Source organism: Peptoniphilus sp. HCN-40583, from assembly GCF_037892835.1.
GTDB classification, from domain to species: domain Bacteria; phylum Bacillota; class Clostridia; order Tissierellales; family Peptoniphilaceae; genus Aedoeadaptatus; species Aedoeadaptatus rachelemmaiella.
The window spans coordinates 38,323-55,547 of the sequence record NZ_JBBKBU010000014.1; the positions used below are offsets into that span (position 1 = coordinate 38,323).

The window sequence follows — 17,225 nt, forward strand, 5'->3', positions numbered from 1 at the left end:
GCAGGAGGAAGCTATGAGACTGAAAAGCACCGCAGAAACCGAGGCCTTCGGTTTATACTTAGGAAAAAAATTACAAGCCTACGACGTCCTGGCCCTGGTCGGGGATTTGGGCACGGGAAAGACCACCTTTGTCAAGGCACTGGCCAAGGGCATGGGCCTTTCCTCGGAGGTGACCAGCGCCACCTTCGCCATTTTAAATATATACAAAGGGGAATTGCCCCTTTACCATTTCGACGTCTACCGACTGAAAGACGAAGATGAATTTTTCGACATGGGCGGTGAAGACATGCTGGATTCCGGCGCCGTCTGTGCTGTAGAGTGGGCGGACATTATCGCAGAGAGCCTTCCCGAAGACGTGCTGCGCCTGGAATTTACGCGCATCGACGAAGACACCCGGGAGGTAATCGCCACAGGCTTCGGCCCCAGAGGAAAGGCACTTGAAGAGGAGGTGCTGAATTATGAAAATTCTCGCCTTTGATACGGCCACCATGGAAACCACCTGCGCCTTGGTGGAAGATGAAAAGGTCGTGGCGGAAGCTTCGGTAAACAGCAAAGCGAGCCATTCCGAAGGGCTTATCGCCATGATTCAAAATATGTTGGATCTGGCGGACTGGGCCATGGAAGATGTGGATCTTATCGCCACCGGCGTGGGCCCCGGCTCCTTTACCGGGCTCAGGATCTCCGTGGTCTTGGCCAAAGTCTTCGCCAAAAGCCTGGATATTCCCGTCGTCGGCGTCTCTACCCTAAAGGCCCTGGCCCGGGAAGTGGCCACCGACGGCGTGGTGATTCCCCTTTTCGATGCCAGGAGGGAGCGAGTCTATGCCGCATTCTTTGAAAAAAAGGGCGGCGAGCTCGTGCGCCTGAAAAAAGACGACGCCTATCCGGTGGAATCCATTCTTAAAGAAGCGCCTAAAGGGGCCATTTTAATCGGCGACGGCTTAAAGAAGTATGGGGAGGCATTTTCCGCGCGGGAAGATTTTATTCTCTATCCCGATCATCTGTCCCGGGTGTCGGCGGCGGCCATTGCCTTTGAAGGCGCTCAGCAGTTTGAAGCAGAAGGGCCCTCCAATCCCTATGCCCTGGAGCCCAATTACCTACGGCCCACACAGGCCATGCGAGAATACAGGAGGAAACATGGAGAATCTCTCGACGCGAGAAGCGACAGTTGAGGATTTAGACGACATTATGGCCATTGAGGAGGAAAGCTTTACCGTGCCCTGGTCCCGAGACAGTTGGGAGCGGGAGCTTAGTAATCCCCTCACCTATTACGAAGTGCTCCTTTATCACGACGTCATCATCGGCTATGTGGGGGCATGGCTTTTAGGGGATCAGGCCCATATTGGCAATGTGGCCATCGGCGCCGAATTTCGCGGAAACGGCTACGGTCGCTACATGATGAATCATTACCTTTTCGCCGTCTACGAGAAGGACATGACCTCCGCCACTCTGGAAGTGAGAGACGACAATGTTCCCGCCATTAAGCTCTACGAATCCTTGGGCTTTCAATTGGAAGGGGTACGAAAGAATTACTACGCCCACGTGAAGCGCGACGGGCTGATTTATTGGAAGAGGTGGTAGTATGTTGACACTGGGCGTGGAATCTTCCTGCGACGAAACCTCCGTGGCCGTCGTGCGAGACGGACGAGAGATTTTGTCCAATATGATTTCATCACAAATTGAAATTCACAGGCTTTTCGGCGGCGTGGTGCCGGAGATCGCATCCAGAAAACACGTCTCCGCCATTTTGCCCATGCTGGATCTGGCCTTGGAAGAGGCGGGGATTACCATGGAGGATGTGGACCTGATCTGCGCCACTCGCGGTCCGGGGCTTATCGGCGCTCTCCTCGTCGGGCTCACGGCGGCGCGGGGGCTGGCCCTGGCGAACCACAAGCCCTTTGTGGGGGTGAACCACATTCGCGGCCACATCTGCGCCAATTACCTGACCCACAAGGATCTGGAGCCGCCCTTTGTCGGGCTCATCGTCTCCGGGGGTCACAGTTATTTGATTCACGTCACCGACTACGTGGACTTTACCCTCTACGGCAAGACGCGGGACGACGCCGCAGGCGAGGCCTTCGACAAAGTGGCCCGGGCCATGGGCATCGGCTACCCCGGCGGGCCCATTATCGACAAGCTGGCCAAAGAAGGCGAGGAGACCTACGACCTTCCAAGGGTCATGCTTGAGGCGGGCAGCTACGACTTCAGCTTCTCGGGCCTTAAAACCGCCGTGTTAAACGAACTGAATCAGGCGAAGCAAAAGGGCGAGGAAATTCGCGTGGCGGACATGGCCGCCTCCTTCCAGGCCGCCGTCATCGACGTCCTCGTGGAAAAATCCTTCCGCCTGGCAAGAAAGCTCGGGGAGAAGACCATCGTCCTCGCCGGCGGGGTCAGCGCCAATTCCGGCCTTCGCAGTGCCATGGAAAGCCGGGGCGAGAAAGAGGGCGTGGCCATTTACTACCCGGATCCCGTCCTCTGCACCGACAACGCCGCCATGATCGCCTCGGTGGGCTATTACAGCCACTTAAAAGGCGAGGCGGGCTCGGTGTTTGCCGATCCCAATTTGGGTCTGGAATAAAAAAATGACCGCAGCGAAACAGGCTGCGGTTTTGTTTTGCCCATGTAAAGTCGGGAATGAGAATAAGTAAGGAAAGCGAAAAATAGTGCACAAAGAGGCAGAATGGTGATAAATCCCACAAAATAGACAGATCTTAGAGATTATGTCCATTCCGGAAGGTGCTTTCGGGAAAACGTGCATAAGCCTGTGGATAAGGTGGATAACTTTTCAAAATCCCGTGAATAAGGGCGGTGGCGTGTGGATAGATCTGTGTATACTGTGAAGGAAATGTGGATTAAAAAGGCGAAGCGTGAAAATAGCGGGATGTTGAAAATGAGAACGGGAAGAAAAAGGGAAGAAAGGGAAAGTGAATACCATTAAAATAAAAATTTTCTTTTGTCCGCCGTTCAGGGTCTGTTTTTTCGATTTAAATAAAAAAACGACACATCTGTGCCGTTTTATTCCTCTTCCGCCGAGAGGGCAAACCAATCGTCGTAGAGGGCGTCTAATTCCTCTTGGGCGCTGTCCCGCTTTTGGGAAAGCGCCAGTGCCTCCCGGTGGTCGTCGTAGGTGGCGGGATCCGCCAAGGTGGCGTCCATGGCTTCGATTTCCGCCTCCAGGGCGTGGATCTCCGCCTCCGTGTCCCGCAGGGCTTTTTTTCGCCGGCGGGCTTCTTTTTGTTCCTCCCGCGACCGCTTCTTTTCCTTTACGATTTGGGTCTTGGTAATCTCCTCTTCCTCTTCCTCCACTTTGTGGGCATCTTCCCACTTCTTCAGGAAATAGGTGTAGTCGCCGTCCACCATAAAGGTGCCCTCCTCGGAGAGGCAGACAATTTTCGTGGCCACCCGGTCCAGGAAGTAGCGGTCGTGGCTAATGGTAAGGATGGTGCCCGTGTAATCCTTCAGCGCCGCCTCCAAGGATTCCTTGCTTTCAATGTCCAGGTGATTGGTGGGCTCGTCGAGGAGAAGGAAATTGGCGCCTGAGAGCATAATGATTAAAAGAGACAAACGCCCCTTCTCCCCGCCGGAGAGATCGCCGATGCGCTTGTCCAAATCGTCGCCGGTAAAGAGGAAGCGGGCCAGGTAGGCGTGAATTTGAAAGCGGTCCAGCTTCGGGTAGCGGTCCCAGAGCTCTTCCGCCACGGTTTTGTTTTCGTCCAGGGTCTTCATTTCCTGATCGAAATAGGCGATGGTCACGCCCTTTCCCATTTGCACCTCGCCGGATGTGGGGGCAAGTTCATTCATGATGATTTTAAAGAGGGTACTCTTTCCGATGCCGTTGGGGCCGATAAGCCCCACCCGTTCCCCTTTGTAAATGGGAAAGGTGACGTCGTCGAACAAGGGCTTTGTGGGAAAGGACTTCGAGAGATGTTCGATATGGAGCACGTCGCGGCCGCTTTCCGTGGCCGGGGCGAAGGAGAGGAGCAGGTTTTTTTCGCCCTTTACATCTTCCAGACGCTCCATTTTGTCCAATTGCTTCTGCTTGCTTCTCGCGGCACGCACACTTTTTTCCCGGTTCCAGGAGGCGTAGCGCTTGATCATTTCCTCTTGGCGCTTAATTTCCTTCTGCTGCATGACGTAGGCGTGGCGCATTTGATCTTCCTCTTCCTGTCTGCGGCGGACGAAATTGGTGTAGTCTCCCTGATAGCTTTTCAGGGCAGCGTCTTTTAAAAAGAGGATGCGATCCACAATGGCGTCTAAAAAGTAGCGGTCGTGGCTGATGACCACCACGGCGCCTTTAAAGGCCTTTAAAAACTTTTCCAACCAGGCGATGGAATCCATGTCCAGGTGGTTGGTGGGCTCGTCTAAAAGAAGGAGATCCGGCTCGTGGAGAAGGAGTTTGGCCAGCGCCAGGCGAGATTTTTGGCCCCCGGAAAGATTTTCCGCCGGCATATGCATTTCCTCTTCGGAAAAACCCAGGCCGCGCAGGGCGCCGGTGACGGCACTCTCCCGGCTGTAGCCGCCGCTTTTTTCGTAGCGATCAACCAACACCTGGTAGCGGGCGATGTGCTCTTCCAGGGCCTCGCCTTCCAGATGGGCCATTTCCACCTCCATGGCGCGGAGCTTTTCTTCAAGCTCGATTACCGCCTGAAAGGAGGCCATGCACTCGTCGTATATGCTGGCCCCTTCGGTCACGGCCACGTGTTGGGCCAAATAGCCCACCTCCAAATCCTTGGTGGTGGAAATACTTCCCCCGTCCGGCGTGAGTTCTCCCGCCAACATGGCCATAAGGGTGGTTTTTCCGCTGCCGTTGTTTCCGATGAGGCCGATTTTTTCGCCCGCTTCGATTAAAAATCCCACGTCCTTTAAAATGGGGTCGATGTAAAAAGTCTTCTCCAAACCTTGTGCCGATACGATTGCCAAGTGCCTCTCCTCCTTCATAAAAACATCATAGCAGAAAAGGACGGGGAGAAAAAGTCGGGAAAATCGTGGAATAAGGCTTTTCAAGCGATGATTTTTTTTGTATACTAGTTCATAGAATTAGATAAATTCGTAACATTCTTAAAAATAGAAAGAGCGAAAGGTGATACTATTGGCTATGCGTAAAGGTAAGGTTTCAGAAACCGTCATAAGAAGGCTTCCGAAATATTATAGATACTTAATCGAATTAGATGATCGTGGCGAAGATCGCATCTCCTCCCAAGAATTAAGTGATTTAACGGGATTTACGGCGTCGCAAATTCGTCAAGACTTAAATAATTTCGGCGGATTCGGCCAACAAGGCTACGGATACAAAGTGGCCGTTTTAAAGACGGAATTAGAAAACATATTGGGGATTCCCAGAATTTACAAAACCATCCTTATCGGTTCCGGTCGATTGGGCTCGGTTATCAGCAATTACAAGGGCTTTTTGAAAAGCGGCTTTGAAATCGTGGCCATGTTCGACCGGGACGAGCGGGTCATCGGCACCACCGTGGGCAATCACGAAGTTCGCTCCGTCGACGAGCTGGAACAATTTATGGAAGCCCATAAAGAAGTGGAAGTCGCCATTTTAACCGTACCGAAAGAAGGCGCCCAAGCCATTGCCGATCGCCTGATCGAGGCGGGAATCCGCGGCATTTGGAATTTCGCACCGGAAGATTTGGAAGCGCCGGACACCGTGGTTGTGGAAAACATTCGTCTCACCGACAGCCTTTTAACATTAAGCTACTACCTGACCGAAAGCGAGCGTTAGGTCGACGATTTTATGAGCGGGCAAATGCCTCGCTCTTATTTTTTTGAAAGGAGGCGCCTGTGTTTGATCCGGTCATGACCATAAAAAGCGGCCAGTTCCACCACTGGGAAGAGGCCGGGGGCACGCTCTGTGCCGTCAACGGAAGTGACGCATTTTTTCTTAAAGAAGGCGAGCTGACCCGAGGCGATGAAAAGGCCTGCGGCATCTTTTTCGACGAGGGCCACGATTACGAGAGGGCCGCCCGATTGGTGCAAAGTGCCGACGACTTAAAGGACCTCGCGCCCTATTTACCGCTTCGGATTTTAAAACAGGATCCCTGGGAAGCCATTGTGGGCTTTATCCTCTCATCCAACAACAATCTCTTTCGCATTCAAAAAAGCGTCTTGGATCTGTCGAAAAACTACGGCGAGAAACTGGCGGAGGCGGAAGGCCTCACCGCCTACAGCTTGCCTGCACCGGAAGTGATGGCAGGCCTGTCTTCGGATGCGCTCCGAGCCCTCGGGGCGGGCTATCGGGACAAGTATTTAATCGAAACGGCCCGCTTGGTGGCCGCGGGAAAATTCGACTTACATCGGCCTCGTGAATTAGCGTATAATGAAGCAAAGACCTACCTGATGCAGCTTTCAGGGGTGGGGCCCAAGGTGGCGGATTGCATTTTGCTCTTTGGCTACGGAAAAAAAGACGCCTTTCCCGTGGACGTGTGGATCGCCAGAGCCATGGCACGCTTCGGCGATTTCAAAAACGGACAAGCGGCATCGGATTATGCCACGAGCCGCTTCGGCGACGATGCCGGCTACATTCAGCAATTATTATTTTTAAGCGAAAGAGAAAAGAGGAAGTTATGATCGGTGTCATTACCAATGCCCTGGCCATTGCCATCATGGCGATACTGGGTAAATTCATAGGCAATCGAATCCCTACCCGCGTTCAGGAGCAGGTATTATTGGTGCTTCCCTTAAGTGTCATGATTATGGGGATTCAAATGGCCCTAAAGGCCCATGAATTCATCATCGTCATGATGTCCCTTGCCATCGGCACGGGCATCGGCGCCGCCATGGATATCGACGGCGCCTTCAGTCGCTTCGGTGAAAAAATCGATAGCCGCCTGGCGGCGCGGTCCGGAGGCGAGGTGACTGGAGAAGGCCCCATGACCGCCGCCATCCAATCCTCCATCTTATTTTGTGTCGGCTCCATGGCCATTATCGGCGCCATTGAGGCGGGGATGAACGGAAGTACCGAAACCTTCATGATCAAGAGCGTGTTGGACGGCATGACCTCCTTGGTCTTCGGCTCCACCCTGGGCATCGGCGTCGCCCTGTCGGCGATTCCCACCTTTTTATACGAAGGCGCCCTGGTCCTTATGTCCGGTTTTTTGGAACCCTACATCAGCGATGTTTTGCTCGCCGATTTAACCTCCGTCGGAGGCATTATGATTCTCGCCATCGGCTTCGGCATTTTGGAAATCAAAGACCTGAAAGTCGCCAATATGCTTCCCGCCTTTGTCGTCGTCATCCTCATTCATGCCGCCATGGGCTTTTTCATGTACTAAGAAAAAAGAGAGAGACTCACTCGTCTCTCTCTTTTTTTATGGCTGTATGGGCTTTTAGGCTCTTGGGGATGTCCAAGATGCGTTGGTTTTCGCTGCCCCGAAAGGCGAGTTTTAAGTTTTTCTTCGCCTCCACAAAGGGCCCGTCCACGAGAACGTCGCAGGATTCGAGAAGCTTCACTTTTTCGGGATCGGCGAGGATCTCTTCGAAGGTGTAGCCGGAATAAATCCACACGGAGGTCGGGATTTGTTTTTTTACATCCGCTAAAACCCGTCGTAGCCAGGTATTTTCCATGGGTTCGCCGCCTAAAAGGGTGAGGCCCGCAACTTCCGGGCGGCTTAAATACTTAATCAATGTTTCCGTGGTCTCATCGGTCCAGGGCTCGCCGTAGGCGGGATCCTGATAGAGTTCGTTGAAACAGTTTTTGCATTTTCGACTGCAACCGGTGACGAAGACCGACACGCGGATGCCCGGGCCGTTGGCCACATCCAGGGGCCGAATTTGCGCGTAATTGCCGTAGTCCATTTAAATGTGCAGGACGCGGGCGTCGATTTCTTTGGTGCGGCCTTCGTTCCAGAAGTTTTCGCCTAAATAGCCGCAGGTTCTGCGGATGACGGTAAGCTTGGTGCGATCTTTGTTGCCGCATTGGGGGCATTCCCAGTCGCCGCTGTCGTTGACGGTAATTTCGCCGTCGAAGCCGCATTCGTGGCAGTAGTCGGATTTCGTGTTAAATTCCGCGTAGGAAATGTGATCGTAAATGTAGCCGATCATGGTCATGACGGCGTCGATGTTGTTGGTCATGTTCGGGATTTCTACATAGCTGATGCAGCCGCCGGTGGAGATTTTTTGGAATTCGCTTTCGAAATCGAATTTGTCGAAGGCGTTGATCTCTTCCCGCACGTCGACGTGGTAGCTGTTGGTGTAGTAGCCCTTGTCCGTAATGTCTTCGATGTCGCCGAAGGTGGCTTTGTCAATGGAGCAGAAGCGGTGGGTCAAGGATTCCGCCGGGGTGCCGTAGAGGGCGAAGCCCAGGCCGGATTCCGCCTTCCAGCTGTCGACGGCATCACGCATGGCGTGCATGACGCGCATGGCGAAGGCGTGGCCTTCTTTCGTGGTGTGGGAGGTGCCGACGACGCATTTGGTGGCTTCGTAGAGGCCGATGTAGCCCAAAGATAAGGTGGAGTAGCCGCCTTCTAAATAATCGGCGATTTTTTCGCCGGGCTCTAAGCGGGCGATGGCGCCGTCTTGCCAGTGAATGGGGGAGACGTCGCTGGTGACTTCCTTCAGGCGTTCGTAGCGAATCAAAAGGGCTTTTTTCACCAGCTCAAGACGCTTGTTTAACAGCTCGAAGTAGGCCTCTTCGTCGTGGCCTGCCAAGATGCCGATTTGTGCCAGGTTCACACTCACGACGCCCATGTTAAAGCGGCCGTCGAATTTGTAATTGCCATCTTCGTCTTTCCAGGGAGAGAGGAAGGAGCGGCAGCCCATGGGGGAGAACACATTGCCTTCGTAGATTTCCTTCATTTTCTTGGCGGAAATGTAGTCAGGGTACATGCGCTTTGCCGTGCAGGTGGCGGCGAGGCGGGTGAGGTAGTAGTAGGGGCTGTCTTCGTGGATGTTGTGTTCGTCGAGGACGTAGATCAGTTTCGGGAAAGCCGGCGTGACCTTGACCCCTTGTTTGTTTTTAATGCCGTCGATTCGTTGGCGAAGGATTTCTTCCGTAATGAGGGAGGCCTCGTAGGCGTAGTCGCTTTCGGGATCGAAGTACATAAACAAGGTGACGAAGGGCGCTTGGCCGTTGGTGGTCATGAGGGTGTTGATTTGGTATTGAATGGTTTGCACACCGGATTTAATTTCCCGCTTCGTGCGGTTCCATGCCACTTTTTCCGCCATGGCCATGTCCGCTTTTTCCATGCCGTAAATGTCCAGCTGCTCGGAAATGGAGGCGCTTAGGTATTTTTCGTAGCTTCGGCGCACGTAGGGCGCCAAGATGCGGTCGATGCCGTTAATGGATTGACCGCCGAATTGACCGGAAGCCACTTGGGCGATGATTTGCGTGGTAATGGTGCAGGCCGTTTGGAAACTCTTCGGCGATTCGATCATCTTGCCGTTGACCACCGTGCCGTTTTTCAGCATATCTTCCAAATTGATCAAGCAGCAATTGAACATGGGCTGAATGTAGTAGTCCATGTCGTGGACGTGAATGGCGCCGGAGTCGTGGGCCGTGACGATGTCCGTGGGGAGAATGCGGCGGCGGGCGATGTCTTTCGACACTTCCCCGGCGATGAGGTCCCGCTGAGTGGAGACGACCACGGCATTTTTATTGGAATTTTCGTCCATTAAATCCGCATCGGAATAAGTTAAAAGGCTTTCGATGGAGGAGTCGGTGGAGTTGTTTTCCCGCTTAAAGGATTGCACCGAACGGTAGGACTCATAGGCCTTGGCCGTGGCGATGTTGTTTTTCTCGATTAATTTTTCGAAGACACGCTTTTCCACTTGAAGCACCGTGGAAGATAAATCGTGGTGTAAAATTTCGTCTTCGATTTCCTTTGCCACCAAGTCGGCCTGATTTTCCACGAAATAGCCCGTAGGTGAGTGCATGGCCTTTTCAATGGCCACGACAATTTTCGATCCGTCGAAATCCACGGATTCGCCGTTGCGCTTAATAATCCTTAAACTGCTCATTTTTTCCTCCGAATAAGATCACTGTTGCTTTTTCGACACCCCCTTCGGGTGTTCATTTACGATTAGTGGGCGCTGTCGCCCAAGCGAGACGATTATACTACATATGGGAGATAAATGGAAGATGTTTGGGAAAATTATCTATATGTAGTGTGTACTTGAGAATGTGAAAATGGGTGCCAACCGGCCGGACGCTCGACGGTTAGGAGAAATAATCACCTGAAACGGTTTACAAGTTTTAAAATTGTGGTATCATAATAGAGAAAGCTGGCACTCGATTAGTGCAAGTGCTAATATTATTTCAGGAGGCACATCATGACCATTAAACCATTAGGTGAACGTGTTGTAATTCAAAAAATAGAGAAAGAAAACGTCACGGCAAGCGGCATCGTCTTGCCCGATACGGCAAAAGAAGAGTCCAATGTGGCCACGGTCATCGCCGTGAGCGAGGAATTAAAAAATTCCGAAGACATTCACTGCGATGTCGCCGAAGGGGACAAAGTCATCTACAGTAAATACGCAGGCAACGAAGTGGAAATGGACGGCGAAACCGTCATCGTATTAAAATACCAAGACCTGCTGGCAAAATTAAACTAAGTAATAGAAAGTAGGAGATACTATGGCAAAAGAAATTAAATTCAGCGCAGACGCCCGTGAAGGTCTCGTCGGCGGCATTAACAAATTAGCGGATACGGTAAAAGTTACCTTGGGGCCCAAGGGCAGAAACGTCGTCCTCGATAAAGAATTCGGCGCACCCCTCATTACCAACGACGGCGTAACCATCGCCCGCGAAATCGAATTAGAAGATCGCTTCGAAAACATGGGGGCACAACTGGTAAAAGAAGTGGCCACCAAGACCAACGACGTCGCCGGCGACGGCACCACCACCGCCACCCTTCTTGCCCAAGCCATTATTCGCGAAGGCTTGAAGAACCTGGCCGCCGGTGCCAACCCCATGGTCCTTCAAAAGGGCATTAAAAAGGCCGTAGACGCCATTGTGGAAGAATTAAAGAAATTCTCCGTGCCCGTAGACAACTCCGATGCCATCGCAAGCGTGGCCGCTATTTCCGCCGCCGACGAACGCATCGGCGAGCTTATTGCCGAAGCCATGGAAAAAGTAGGCAAAGACGGCGTCATCACCGTGGAAGAAAGCCGCTCCATGGGCACCCAATTGGATGTCGTGGAAGGGATGCAATTCGACCGCGGCTACCTGAGCCCCTACATGGTCACCGATCCGGAAAAGCGCGTCGCCGAATTGGACGATCCCTACATTTTAATTACCGATAAGAAAATCACCAACATTCAAGACATTCTCCCCGTCTTGGAACAAGTGCTTCAAGAATCCCGCCCCGTCCTCTTAATCGCTGACGACATCGAAGGGGAAGCCTTGGCAACTTTGGTGGTCAACAAACTTCGCGGCACCTTAAATGTGGTCGGTGTCAAAGCACCGGGCTATGGCGACCGAAGAAAAGACATGCTTCAAGACATCGCCATTTTAACCGGCGGCACGGTGATTACCGAAGACTTGGGCTTGGACATTAAAGAAGCCACCGTGGATATGCTGGGCCAGGCACAAAAAGTCCGCGTGGAAAAAGACAAGACCGTCATCGTCAGCGGCGCCGGCGATCGAAGCGCCATCGACGAACGCATCGGCCAAATTCGCGCCCAAGTGGAAGAAACGGAAAGCGAATTCGATCGGGAAAAATTGCAAGAACGCCTGGCCAAACTTTCCGGCGGCGTCGCCGTCATCCAAGTCGGTGCGGCCACGGAAATCGAACTCAAAGAACGCAAGCTTCGCATCGAAGATGCCCTGGCAGCCACCCGTGCCGCCGTCGAAGAAGGCATCGTTCCCGGCGGCGGCGTGGTCCTCGTCGACTGCATCAGCTGCGTGGAAGCATTGGCCGAGGCAGGCGAAGGCGACGAAAAAACCGGCATGATGATTATTCTCCGCGCACTGGAAGAACCCCTTCGTCAAATCGCGGAAAACGCCGGTGCCGAAGGCTCCGTCATCGTCGAACACGTCAAGGGCGAAAAACCCGGCGTCGGCTACGATGCTTACAACGGCACGTACGTGAACATGATCGAAAAAGGCATCGTGGATCCCACCAAGGTTACGAGAAGTGCCCTGCAAAACGCAGCCAGCGTGGCCAGCATGCTTCTCACCACGGAAGCCGCTGTGGCCAACATTAAAGAAGACATGCCCGATTTAGGCGCAGCCGGCATGGGCGGCGGCATGGGCATGATGTAATCAGCTCAAACACAAAATCCCTTTACCACCATGGTAAGGGGATTTTTTTATAAGCCATTATAAATTTGTGAATTCCCATAAAAAGCATAGACAATGCTCCCTGCGGTGGAGATAAAGGGCGGGACGTGATAAAATAGAGAAGATAAAATGTAGAAATGGAGAAAGAACAAATGAACAAAAACTATATGGTAAACGAAATTAAAAGTGAAATGAAAACCTGCATCGACGGCATGACCGGCGAGAATCTCTTCGAGCGCCGGGGCCGCATAGAAAAGCTCTTCGACCTCATGGAGCTTCTCTACGACATCGAATCGGACACCACCTACTCGGAAGCGCCGCAAATTTCCGCAAATGACGACGACTACTACGTGGGCCGTGTTCGCCTCCGCCTCGGCGGCGGCACCTTAGGCGACGACAATGTGTTTATTCCGGAAAAAGTCTTGCGCCTGCAAAACATCGGCGAAGGCGATGAAGTTCGCGCCAAAGTAGTGAAACAGGTGTATAACAACAACCATCTGAAAAACATTTATAATTACGAACTTCTGCAAAAAGCCGAAGAAACCCCGGAAAGCGAACGGCGGGTGATTCCCTACGCACGGGTGCTCTACGATTCCGACTTCCGCGGCCTCTACATCGAAGGCGAAGGGGAAGAAGGCAGCCTGCGCATTAATTTGGAAGACGTGAGCCTGGGCAATTTAAATGTAGGCGAAGGCGATATTGTGGACTACGCTTATTGGCAACGGGATCCCCAGGGGGGCCGGGTCATTTGGATCCACAATATGGACGGCGAGAATGTGCTTACCACGGATTACGACAACGACCTGGCGCCGGTGGACGACGATGAATTTCTCGAACACCTTCAGCTCAGCGTCTTCGGCAAAGGCGATGTGGTGACGGAGCAAATCAATGCCCTGAAGGATGCGGGAAGCGACGTGGTCCACGTCGGCGAGGTATCCAAGGAAAGCATCGAAAGCAATTTAGACGGCGCGGATTTGGCGCTGGTGTATCTGAATTCCGTGCAACCTGCGGATGTGAAGCGCATTCGCGACGGCGTAAGAAAGCGCGATCTGGACGTCCTCTTCATTCAAGACGAGGACTACGACAATCTGTTGGCCGCCATTCACGATAAATTGGAAAACAGCTATTACTTCGACATTTAAGGCGAAAGAAAGGGGATAGACGTGAAATTATTTAATTCCATGACGCGACAAAAAGAGGAATTCAAGTCCCTCGAAGAAAAAAAGGTACGCATGTACAACTGCGGCCCCACGGTCTACAATTTCATTCACGTGGGCAATGCCCGCCCCTTGGTAGTTTTCGATACCTTGCGCCGCTACTTTATCTATAAAGGCTACGACGTGGATTTCGTCGTCAACTTTACGGACATCGACGACAAGTTGATTAATCGGGCCAAGGACGAGAACACCACGGTCTTCGACGTGGCCGATCGCTACATCGGCGAGTTTATGCAAGATGCCAACGGGTTGAATCTCTACACCTACAAGACCATTAATCCCCGGGCCACGGAATTTATCGAGCCCATGTTGGAATTTGTTTCGGGCCTCGTGGAAAAAGGCGCGGCCTATCCCGCCGACGGCGACGTGTACTTCGACATTACCAAGGCCAAGGGCTACGGCAAGCTCTCCGGTAAAAACATCGACGAGCTGCAAAGCGGCGCCCGCATCGAAGTCAACAGCGCGAAGAAAAACCCCGGCGACTTTGTCCTGTGGAAGGGCAAAAAAGAAGGGGAACCCTTCTGGGCCAGCCCCTGGGGCGACGGCCGTCCCGGTTGGCACCTTGAATGCTCCGTCATGGCCAAGACCCTGCTGGGCGAAACCATCGACATCCACTCCGGCGGGGAAGACTTGCAATTTCCGCACCACGAAAATGAAATCGCCCAATCGGAAACATTAACGGGCAAGACCTTTGCCAATTACTGGCTCCACAACGGCATGATTACCGTCGACGGCACGAAGATGAGCAAGTCCTTGGGCAACTTCTTTACGGTGCGTGAAGTGGCCAATGTCTTCGACTTGGAAGTGCTGCGCTTCTTCCTTTTAAGCGCCCACTACCGCAGCCCCATTAACTACTCCTACGACGCCATGGAACAAACCAAGGCGGGTCTGGACCGGCTCTACGGCGTCAGGGATCACATGGAACAGCTTTTAAAGAGCGACATGGAAGCGGGGAAAGACGCCGATTTCGACGGCGCCGTCAGCCGCGAAAAAGAAGAATTTATGGCGGCCATGGAAGACGACCTGAACACGGCCCGCGCCACCGGCGCCCTCTTCACCTTGGCGAGAGAGATTAACACCTTTATCGCCAAAGGGCCGAAGAAAGACAGCTTGCAATTGGCCTACGACACCTTTATGGAACTGGCAGGGGTCTTGGGCATTTTGTATCGCCGGGAAGAAGCCGACGAAGACAGCGCAATCGAAGCCCTGTTAGAAGAAAGGAAGGCCGCCCGCGCCAACAAAGATTTCGCCCGGGCCGATGCCATTCGCGACGAACTCTTCGAAAAAGGCATCGCCATCGAAGACACGAGAGAGGGCACTTTGTGGAAGAGGATTTAAGAGGATATTTTTCCGCACCTATGTGGACGGAAGACGAGGCGAGGGGGCAAAATCCCCTCGTTCTTGCGTACATAGGGGATTGCGTTTACGAACTCTTTATCAGAAGCCGGATCCTTCACCGAAACGAAAAGGTGGCCCGCCTTCATCGGGCGAGCGCGAAGCGGGCGAAGGCGTCGGCTCAGTCCGCCCTTGCCGAAGAATTGCAGGATTTTTTCACGGAAGAAGAGGCCGCCGTCTTTCGCCGCGGGCGCAACGCCCACCCGAAGACCACGGCGAAAAATGCCTCCGTGGCCGATTATAGGAGGGCCACGGGATTTGAGTGTTTAATCGGCTATTTGTACAGTTCGGGAAACACGGTGCGGCTTTTGGAATACTTTAAAGAAATTGAGAGGATATGGGAAAATGAAGGTTAAACTCATTGCATACACCCCGGACGGGGCGGCCACCATCGCCAAAGCGGCCAAACTTTGCTACTCCCCGGTGGGGGTCGATGGCATCGAAGAGAAATTAGACGAGGCGGAAATTGCTCGCTTCGTCGCCATGCTCGCCGACATGGGCCACGCCTCGCCCATGGAACACATTAGCTTCACCTTTGCCGTGGAAGGGGTGAGCCGGGTTTTGACCCATCAACTGGTGCGCCACCGCCTGGCCAGCTACTCCCAACAATCCCAGCGCTACGTGCGTCTGGATCAGTTTGAGTACATTATTCCCAAGGCCATCGAAAAAGACGAAGCCGCCAAGGCCCGCTTCATCCAAAGCATGGAAGATGCCCACAAGGCCTACGAAGCGTTAAGCGATCAGCTGAAGACGACCTATATCAAAGAGCTTGTCGCCGGGGGCATGGAAGAAAAGAAAGCGGCCCGCACAGCGGAAAAGCGCGCCATCGAAGATGCCCGCTACGTGCTTCCCAATGCCTGCGAGACGAAAATCGTCGTCACCATGAATGCCAGAAGCCTGATGCACTTTTTTACCATGCGGCTGTGTATGCGGGCTCAGTGGGAAATTCGCGACATGGCCCTCGCCATGTTAAAAGAAGTCATCGCCGTGGCCCCTGAAGTGTTCAGACAAGCGGGGCCTGCCTGTGTCACGGGGCCCTGCCCGGAAGGGGCCATGACCTGCGGAAAAATCAAGGAAATCCGCGCCTTTTATAAGGAGGAACTATGGAAACGACCATGATCTACGGCCGAAACCCGGTCTTGGAAGCCTTGGATAAAATGCCCGATAAAGTTTACATTCAAAAGGGCGCCAAAGACGGCTCCATGAAAAAAATTCGCGGCCGCGCCAAGGAGCTGGGCATCTACGTTCAGGAGCGGGAAAAATCCCGCCTCGATGAGATGACGGGAGGCCAAAATCACCAAGGCGTCGTGGCCTTTATTTCCGACTTCACCTACGGCAGCGTGGAGGATATGTTGGCTCTGGCCGAAGAAAAAAGCGAGGATCCACTGATCGTGCTCTTAGACGGCATCGAAGATCCCCACAACCTCGGCGCCATTATTCGCTCCGCCTACGCCATGGGCGCCCACGGCGTGGTGATTCCGAAACATCGGGCCGCCGCCGTAAACGCCACGGTGTATAAGACCTCCGCCGGGGCGGTGGACCACATGATCGTGGCGAAGGTCACAAACATGAACCGCACCATCGACGATTTAAAGGCGAAAAACATTTGGGTCTACGGCGCCGACGGCGGAAAGGGCGCCCTCTACGATGCGGATCTCACCGGCCCCATCGCCGTGGTCATCGGAAACGAGGGCAAGGGCCTGGCGGAGAAAACGAAGGAACACGTGGACAGCCTGCTCTCCATTCCCATGGACGGGGGCTTCGATTCCTTAAACGCCTCCGTGGCCGCCTCGATTTTCCTCTACGACATCAAGAGACAGCGACATGGCAAGGCATCGGCGCTATAGACGAGACGGCCGCTATTTATTCGTCGACGGCTACAACATCATCAACTATTGGTCCGATTTCGAAGGGCTCATCGACGAGCACCTGGAAGAGGCGCGGGCCCTTTTGGTGGATCTCTTGGAAGAATACGCCGCCACGGAGCATATTTTTATCATCCTCGTCTTCGACGCCTATCGGGTAAAGGGCAACGGAGGCAGCTTGGAAAAAAAGCCCCACATGGACATCGTCTTTACGAAAGAAACCGTCACCGCCGATCGCTACATCGAAAGCGAAATCGCCGCCATGGGCCGGGTGCGGGATGTCACCGTGGCCACCAGCGACTATGTGGAGCAACAGATCATCCTCGCCCGCGGGGGCAAGCGCATTAGCGCCAGAGAGCTGGAGCTTTTGGTGAAGCGTTCGAAAACCTTGACGCGAAAAGAAGCCAATCGCATTCGCACGAAAAAAGGCGCCTACCTCGCCATGGACGAAGAGAACAAGAAAAAACTGGAAGATTTAAAGCGGCAATTAGACAACTAAGCGAGAGGAAGCCCTCTCGTTTTTTG

The 17,225-nt window shown here is 53.3% G+C and carries 18 protein-coding genes; 15 read left to right on the top strand and 3 right to left on the bottom strand.

What is annotated here, in order from left to right:
- The first annotated feature begins 13 nt into the window (after positions 1–13).
- The 4 genes from tsaE to tsaD are packed head-to-tail and all read left to right on the top strand — an operon-like array spanning position 14 to position 2,575.
- The gene (gene tsaE, locus WKT05_RS05695) at positions 14–478 is read left to right on the top strand and encodes a tRNA (adenosine(37)-N6)-threonylcarbamoyltransferase complex ATPase subunit type 1 TsaE (protein ID WP_340413281.1); all 465 of its coding nucleotides are present in this window, start codon (positions 14–16) and stop codon (positions 476–478) included.
- Positions 459–1,169 (top strand): tRNA (adenosine(37)-N6)-threonylcarbamoyltransferase complex dimerization subunit type 1 TsaB, encoded by a 711-nt coding sequence (tsaB, locus tag WKT05_RS05700; RefSeq protein ID WP_340413282.1) that lies wholly within the window; start codon positions 459–461, stop codon positions 1,167–1,169. Before tsaE ends, tsaB begins: the two co-directional genes overlap by 20 nt.
- Positions 1,135–1,578 carry a ribosomal protein S18-alanine N-acetyltransferase gene (gene rimI, locus WKT05_RS05705; protein WP_340413283.1) on the top strand — a complete coding sequence of 148 codons (444 nt, stop codon included), beginning with the start codon at positions 1,135–1,137 and terminating at the stop codon, positions 1,576–1,578. The genes tsaB and rimI overlap by 35 nt, the downstream gene beginning before the upstream one ends.
- A 1-nt stretch (position 1,579) precedes the next feature.
- The gene (gene tsaD / locus WKT05_RS05710) at positions 1,580–2,575 is read left to right on the top strand and encodes a tRNA (adenosine(37)-N6)-threonylcarbamoyltransferase complex transferase subunit TsaD (protein ID WP_340413284.1); all 996 of its coding nucleotides are present in this window, start codon (positions 1,580–1,582) and stop codon (positions 2,573–2,575) included.
- 437 nt (positions 2,576–3,012) lie between these two features.
- Here the strand turns inward: tsaD and abc-f are convergent, their stop codons facing one another.
- A complete protein-coding gene (abc-f, locus tag WKT05_RS05715) occupies positions 3,013–4,917 on the bottom strand; it encodes a ribosomal protection-like ABC-F family protein (RefSeq protein ID WP_340413285.1) in 1,905 nt (634 codons plus the stop codon).
- A gap of 175 nt (positions 4,918–5,092) precedes the next feature.
- On the opposite strand from abc-f, the gene WKT05_RS05720 reads away from it, so the two are divergent.
- The 3 genes from WKT05_RS05720 to WKT05_RS05730 are packed head-to-tail and all read left to right on the top strand — an operon-like array spanning position 5,093 to position 7,277.
- On the top strand, positions 5,093–5,728 hold the full coding sequence (locus WKT05_RS05720) for a redox-sensing transcriptional repressor Rex (RefSeq protein ID WP_340413297.1): 636 nt from the start codon (positions 5,093–5,095) through the stop codon (positions 5,726–5,728).
- Positions 5,729–5,787: 59 nt separating this feature from the next.
- Positions 5,788–6,573 carry an 8-oxoguanine DNA glycosylase gene (locus WKT05_RS05725; RefSeq protein WP_340413286.1) on the top strand — a complete coding sequence of 262 codons (786 nt, stop codon included), beginning with the start codon at positions 5,788–5,790 and terminating at the stop codon, positions 6,571–6,573.
- A complete protein-coding gene (locus WKT05_RS05730) occupies positions 6,570–7,277 on the top strand; it encodes a DUF554 domain-containing protein (protein WP_340413287.1) in 708 nt (235 codons plus the stop codon). Before WKT05_RS05725 ends, WKT05_RS05730 begins: the two co-directional genes overlap by 4 nt.
- Positions 7,278–7,293: 16 nt before the next feature.
- Here WKT05_RS05730 and nrdG read toward each other — a convergent pair whose 3' ends face one another.
- Positions 7,294–7,800, bottom strand: coding sequence for an anaerobic ribonucleoside-triphosphate reductase activating protein (nrdG, locus tag WKT05_RS05735; RefSeq protein WP_340413288.1), 507 nt, complete (start codon positions 7,798–7,800; stop codon positions 7,294–7,296).
- The gene (nrdD, locus tag WKT05_RS05740; protein ID WP_340413289.1) at positions 7,801–9,960 is read right to left on the bottom strand and encodes an anaerobic ribonucleoside-triphosphate reductase; all 2,160 of its coding nucleotides are present in this window, start codon (positions 9,958–9,960) and stop codon (positions 7,801–7,803) included. It lies immediately after the preceding gene.
- A 312-nt stretch (positions 9,961–10,272) separates the two neighbouring features.
- On the opposite strand from nrdD, the gene WKT05_RS05745 reads away from it, so the two are divergent.
- The 8 genes from WKT05_RS05745 (at position 10,273) to WKT05_RS05780 (ending at position 17,199) form a co-directional block, all read left to right on the top strand.
- Positions 10,273–10,554: a co-chaperone GroES gene (locus WKT05_RS05745; protein WP_215508154.1), complete on the top strand. Its 282-nt coding sequence runs from the start codon at positions 10,273–10,275 to the stop codon at positions 10,552–10,554.
- A gap of 22 nt (positions 10,555–10,576) precedes the next feature.
- Positions 10,577–12,205, top strand: coding sequence for a chaperonin GroEL (gene groL, locus WKT05_RS05750; protein WP_340413290.1), 1,629 nt, complete (start codon positions 10,577–10,579; stop codon positions 12,203–12,205).
- A gap of 170 nt (positions 12,206–12,375) precedes the next feature.
- Positions 12,376–13,365 carry a hypothetical protein gene (locus WKT05_RS05755; protein WP_340413291.1) on the top strand — a complete coding sequence of 330 codons (990 nt, stop codon included), beginning with the start codon at positions 12,376–12,378 and terminating at the stop codon, positions 13,363–13,365.
- 21 nt (positions 13,366–13,386) lie between these two features.
- On the top strand, positions 13,387–14,778 hold the full coding sequence (gene cysS, locus WKT05_RS05760) for a cysteine--tRNA ligase (RefSeq protein ID WP_340413292.1): 1,392 nt from the start codon (positions 13,387–13,389) through the stop codon (positions 14,776–14,778).
- Complete coding sequence (locus tag WKT05_RS05765; protein WP_251374913.1) at positions 14,763–15,191, top strand: Mini-ribonuclease 3; 429 nt, start codon at positions 14,763–14,765, stop codon at positions 15,189–15,191. The genes cysS and WKT05_RS05765 overlap by 16 nt, the downstream gene beginning before the upstream one ends.
- On the top strand, positions 15,181–15,954 hold the full coding sequence (thyX, locus tag WKT05_RS05770) for an FAD-dependent thymidylate synthase (protein ID WP_340413293.1): 774 nt from the start codon (positions 15,181–15,183) through the stop codon (positions 15,952–15,954). The genes WKT05_RS05765 and thyX overlap by 11 nt, the downstream gene beginning before the upstream one ends.
- On the top strand, positions 15,939–16,682 hold the full coding sequence (rlmB, locus tag WKT05_RS05775; RefSeq protein WP_340413294.1) for a 23S rRNA (guanosine(2251)-2'-O)-methyltransferase RlmB: 744 nt from the start codon (positions 15,939–15,941) through the stop codon (positions 16,680–16,682). Before thyX ends, rlmB begins: the two co-directional genes overlap by 16 nt.
- A complete protein-coding gene (locus tag WKT05_RS05780; RefSeq protein WP_215508148.1) occupies positions 16,660–17,199 on the top strand; it encodes an NYN domain-containing protein in 540 nt (179 codons plus the stop codon). The genes rlmB and WKT05_RS05780 overlap by 23 nt, the downstream gene beginning before the upstream one ends.
- Positions 17,200–17,225: the final 26 nt, after the last annotated feature.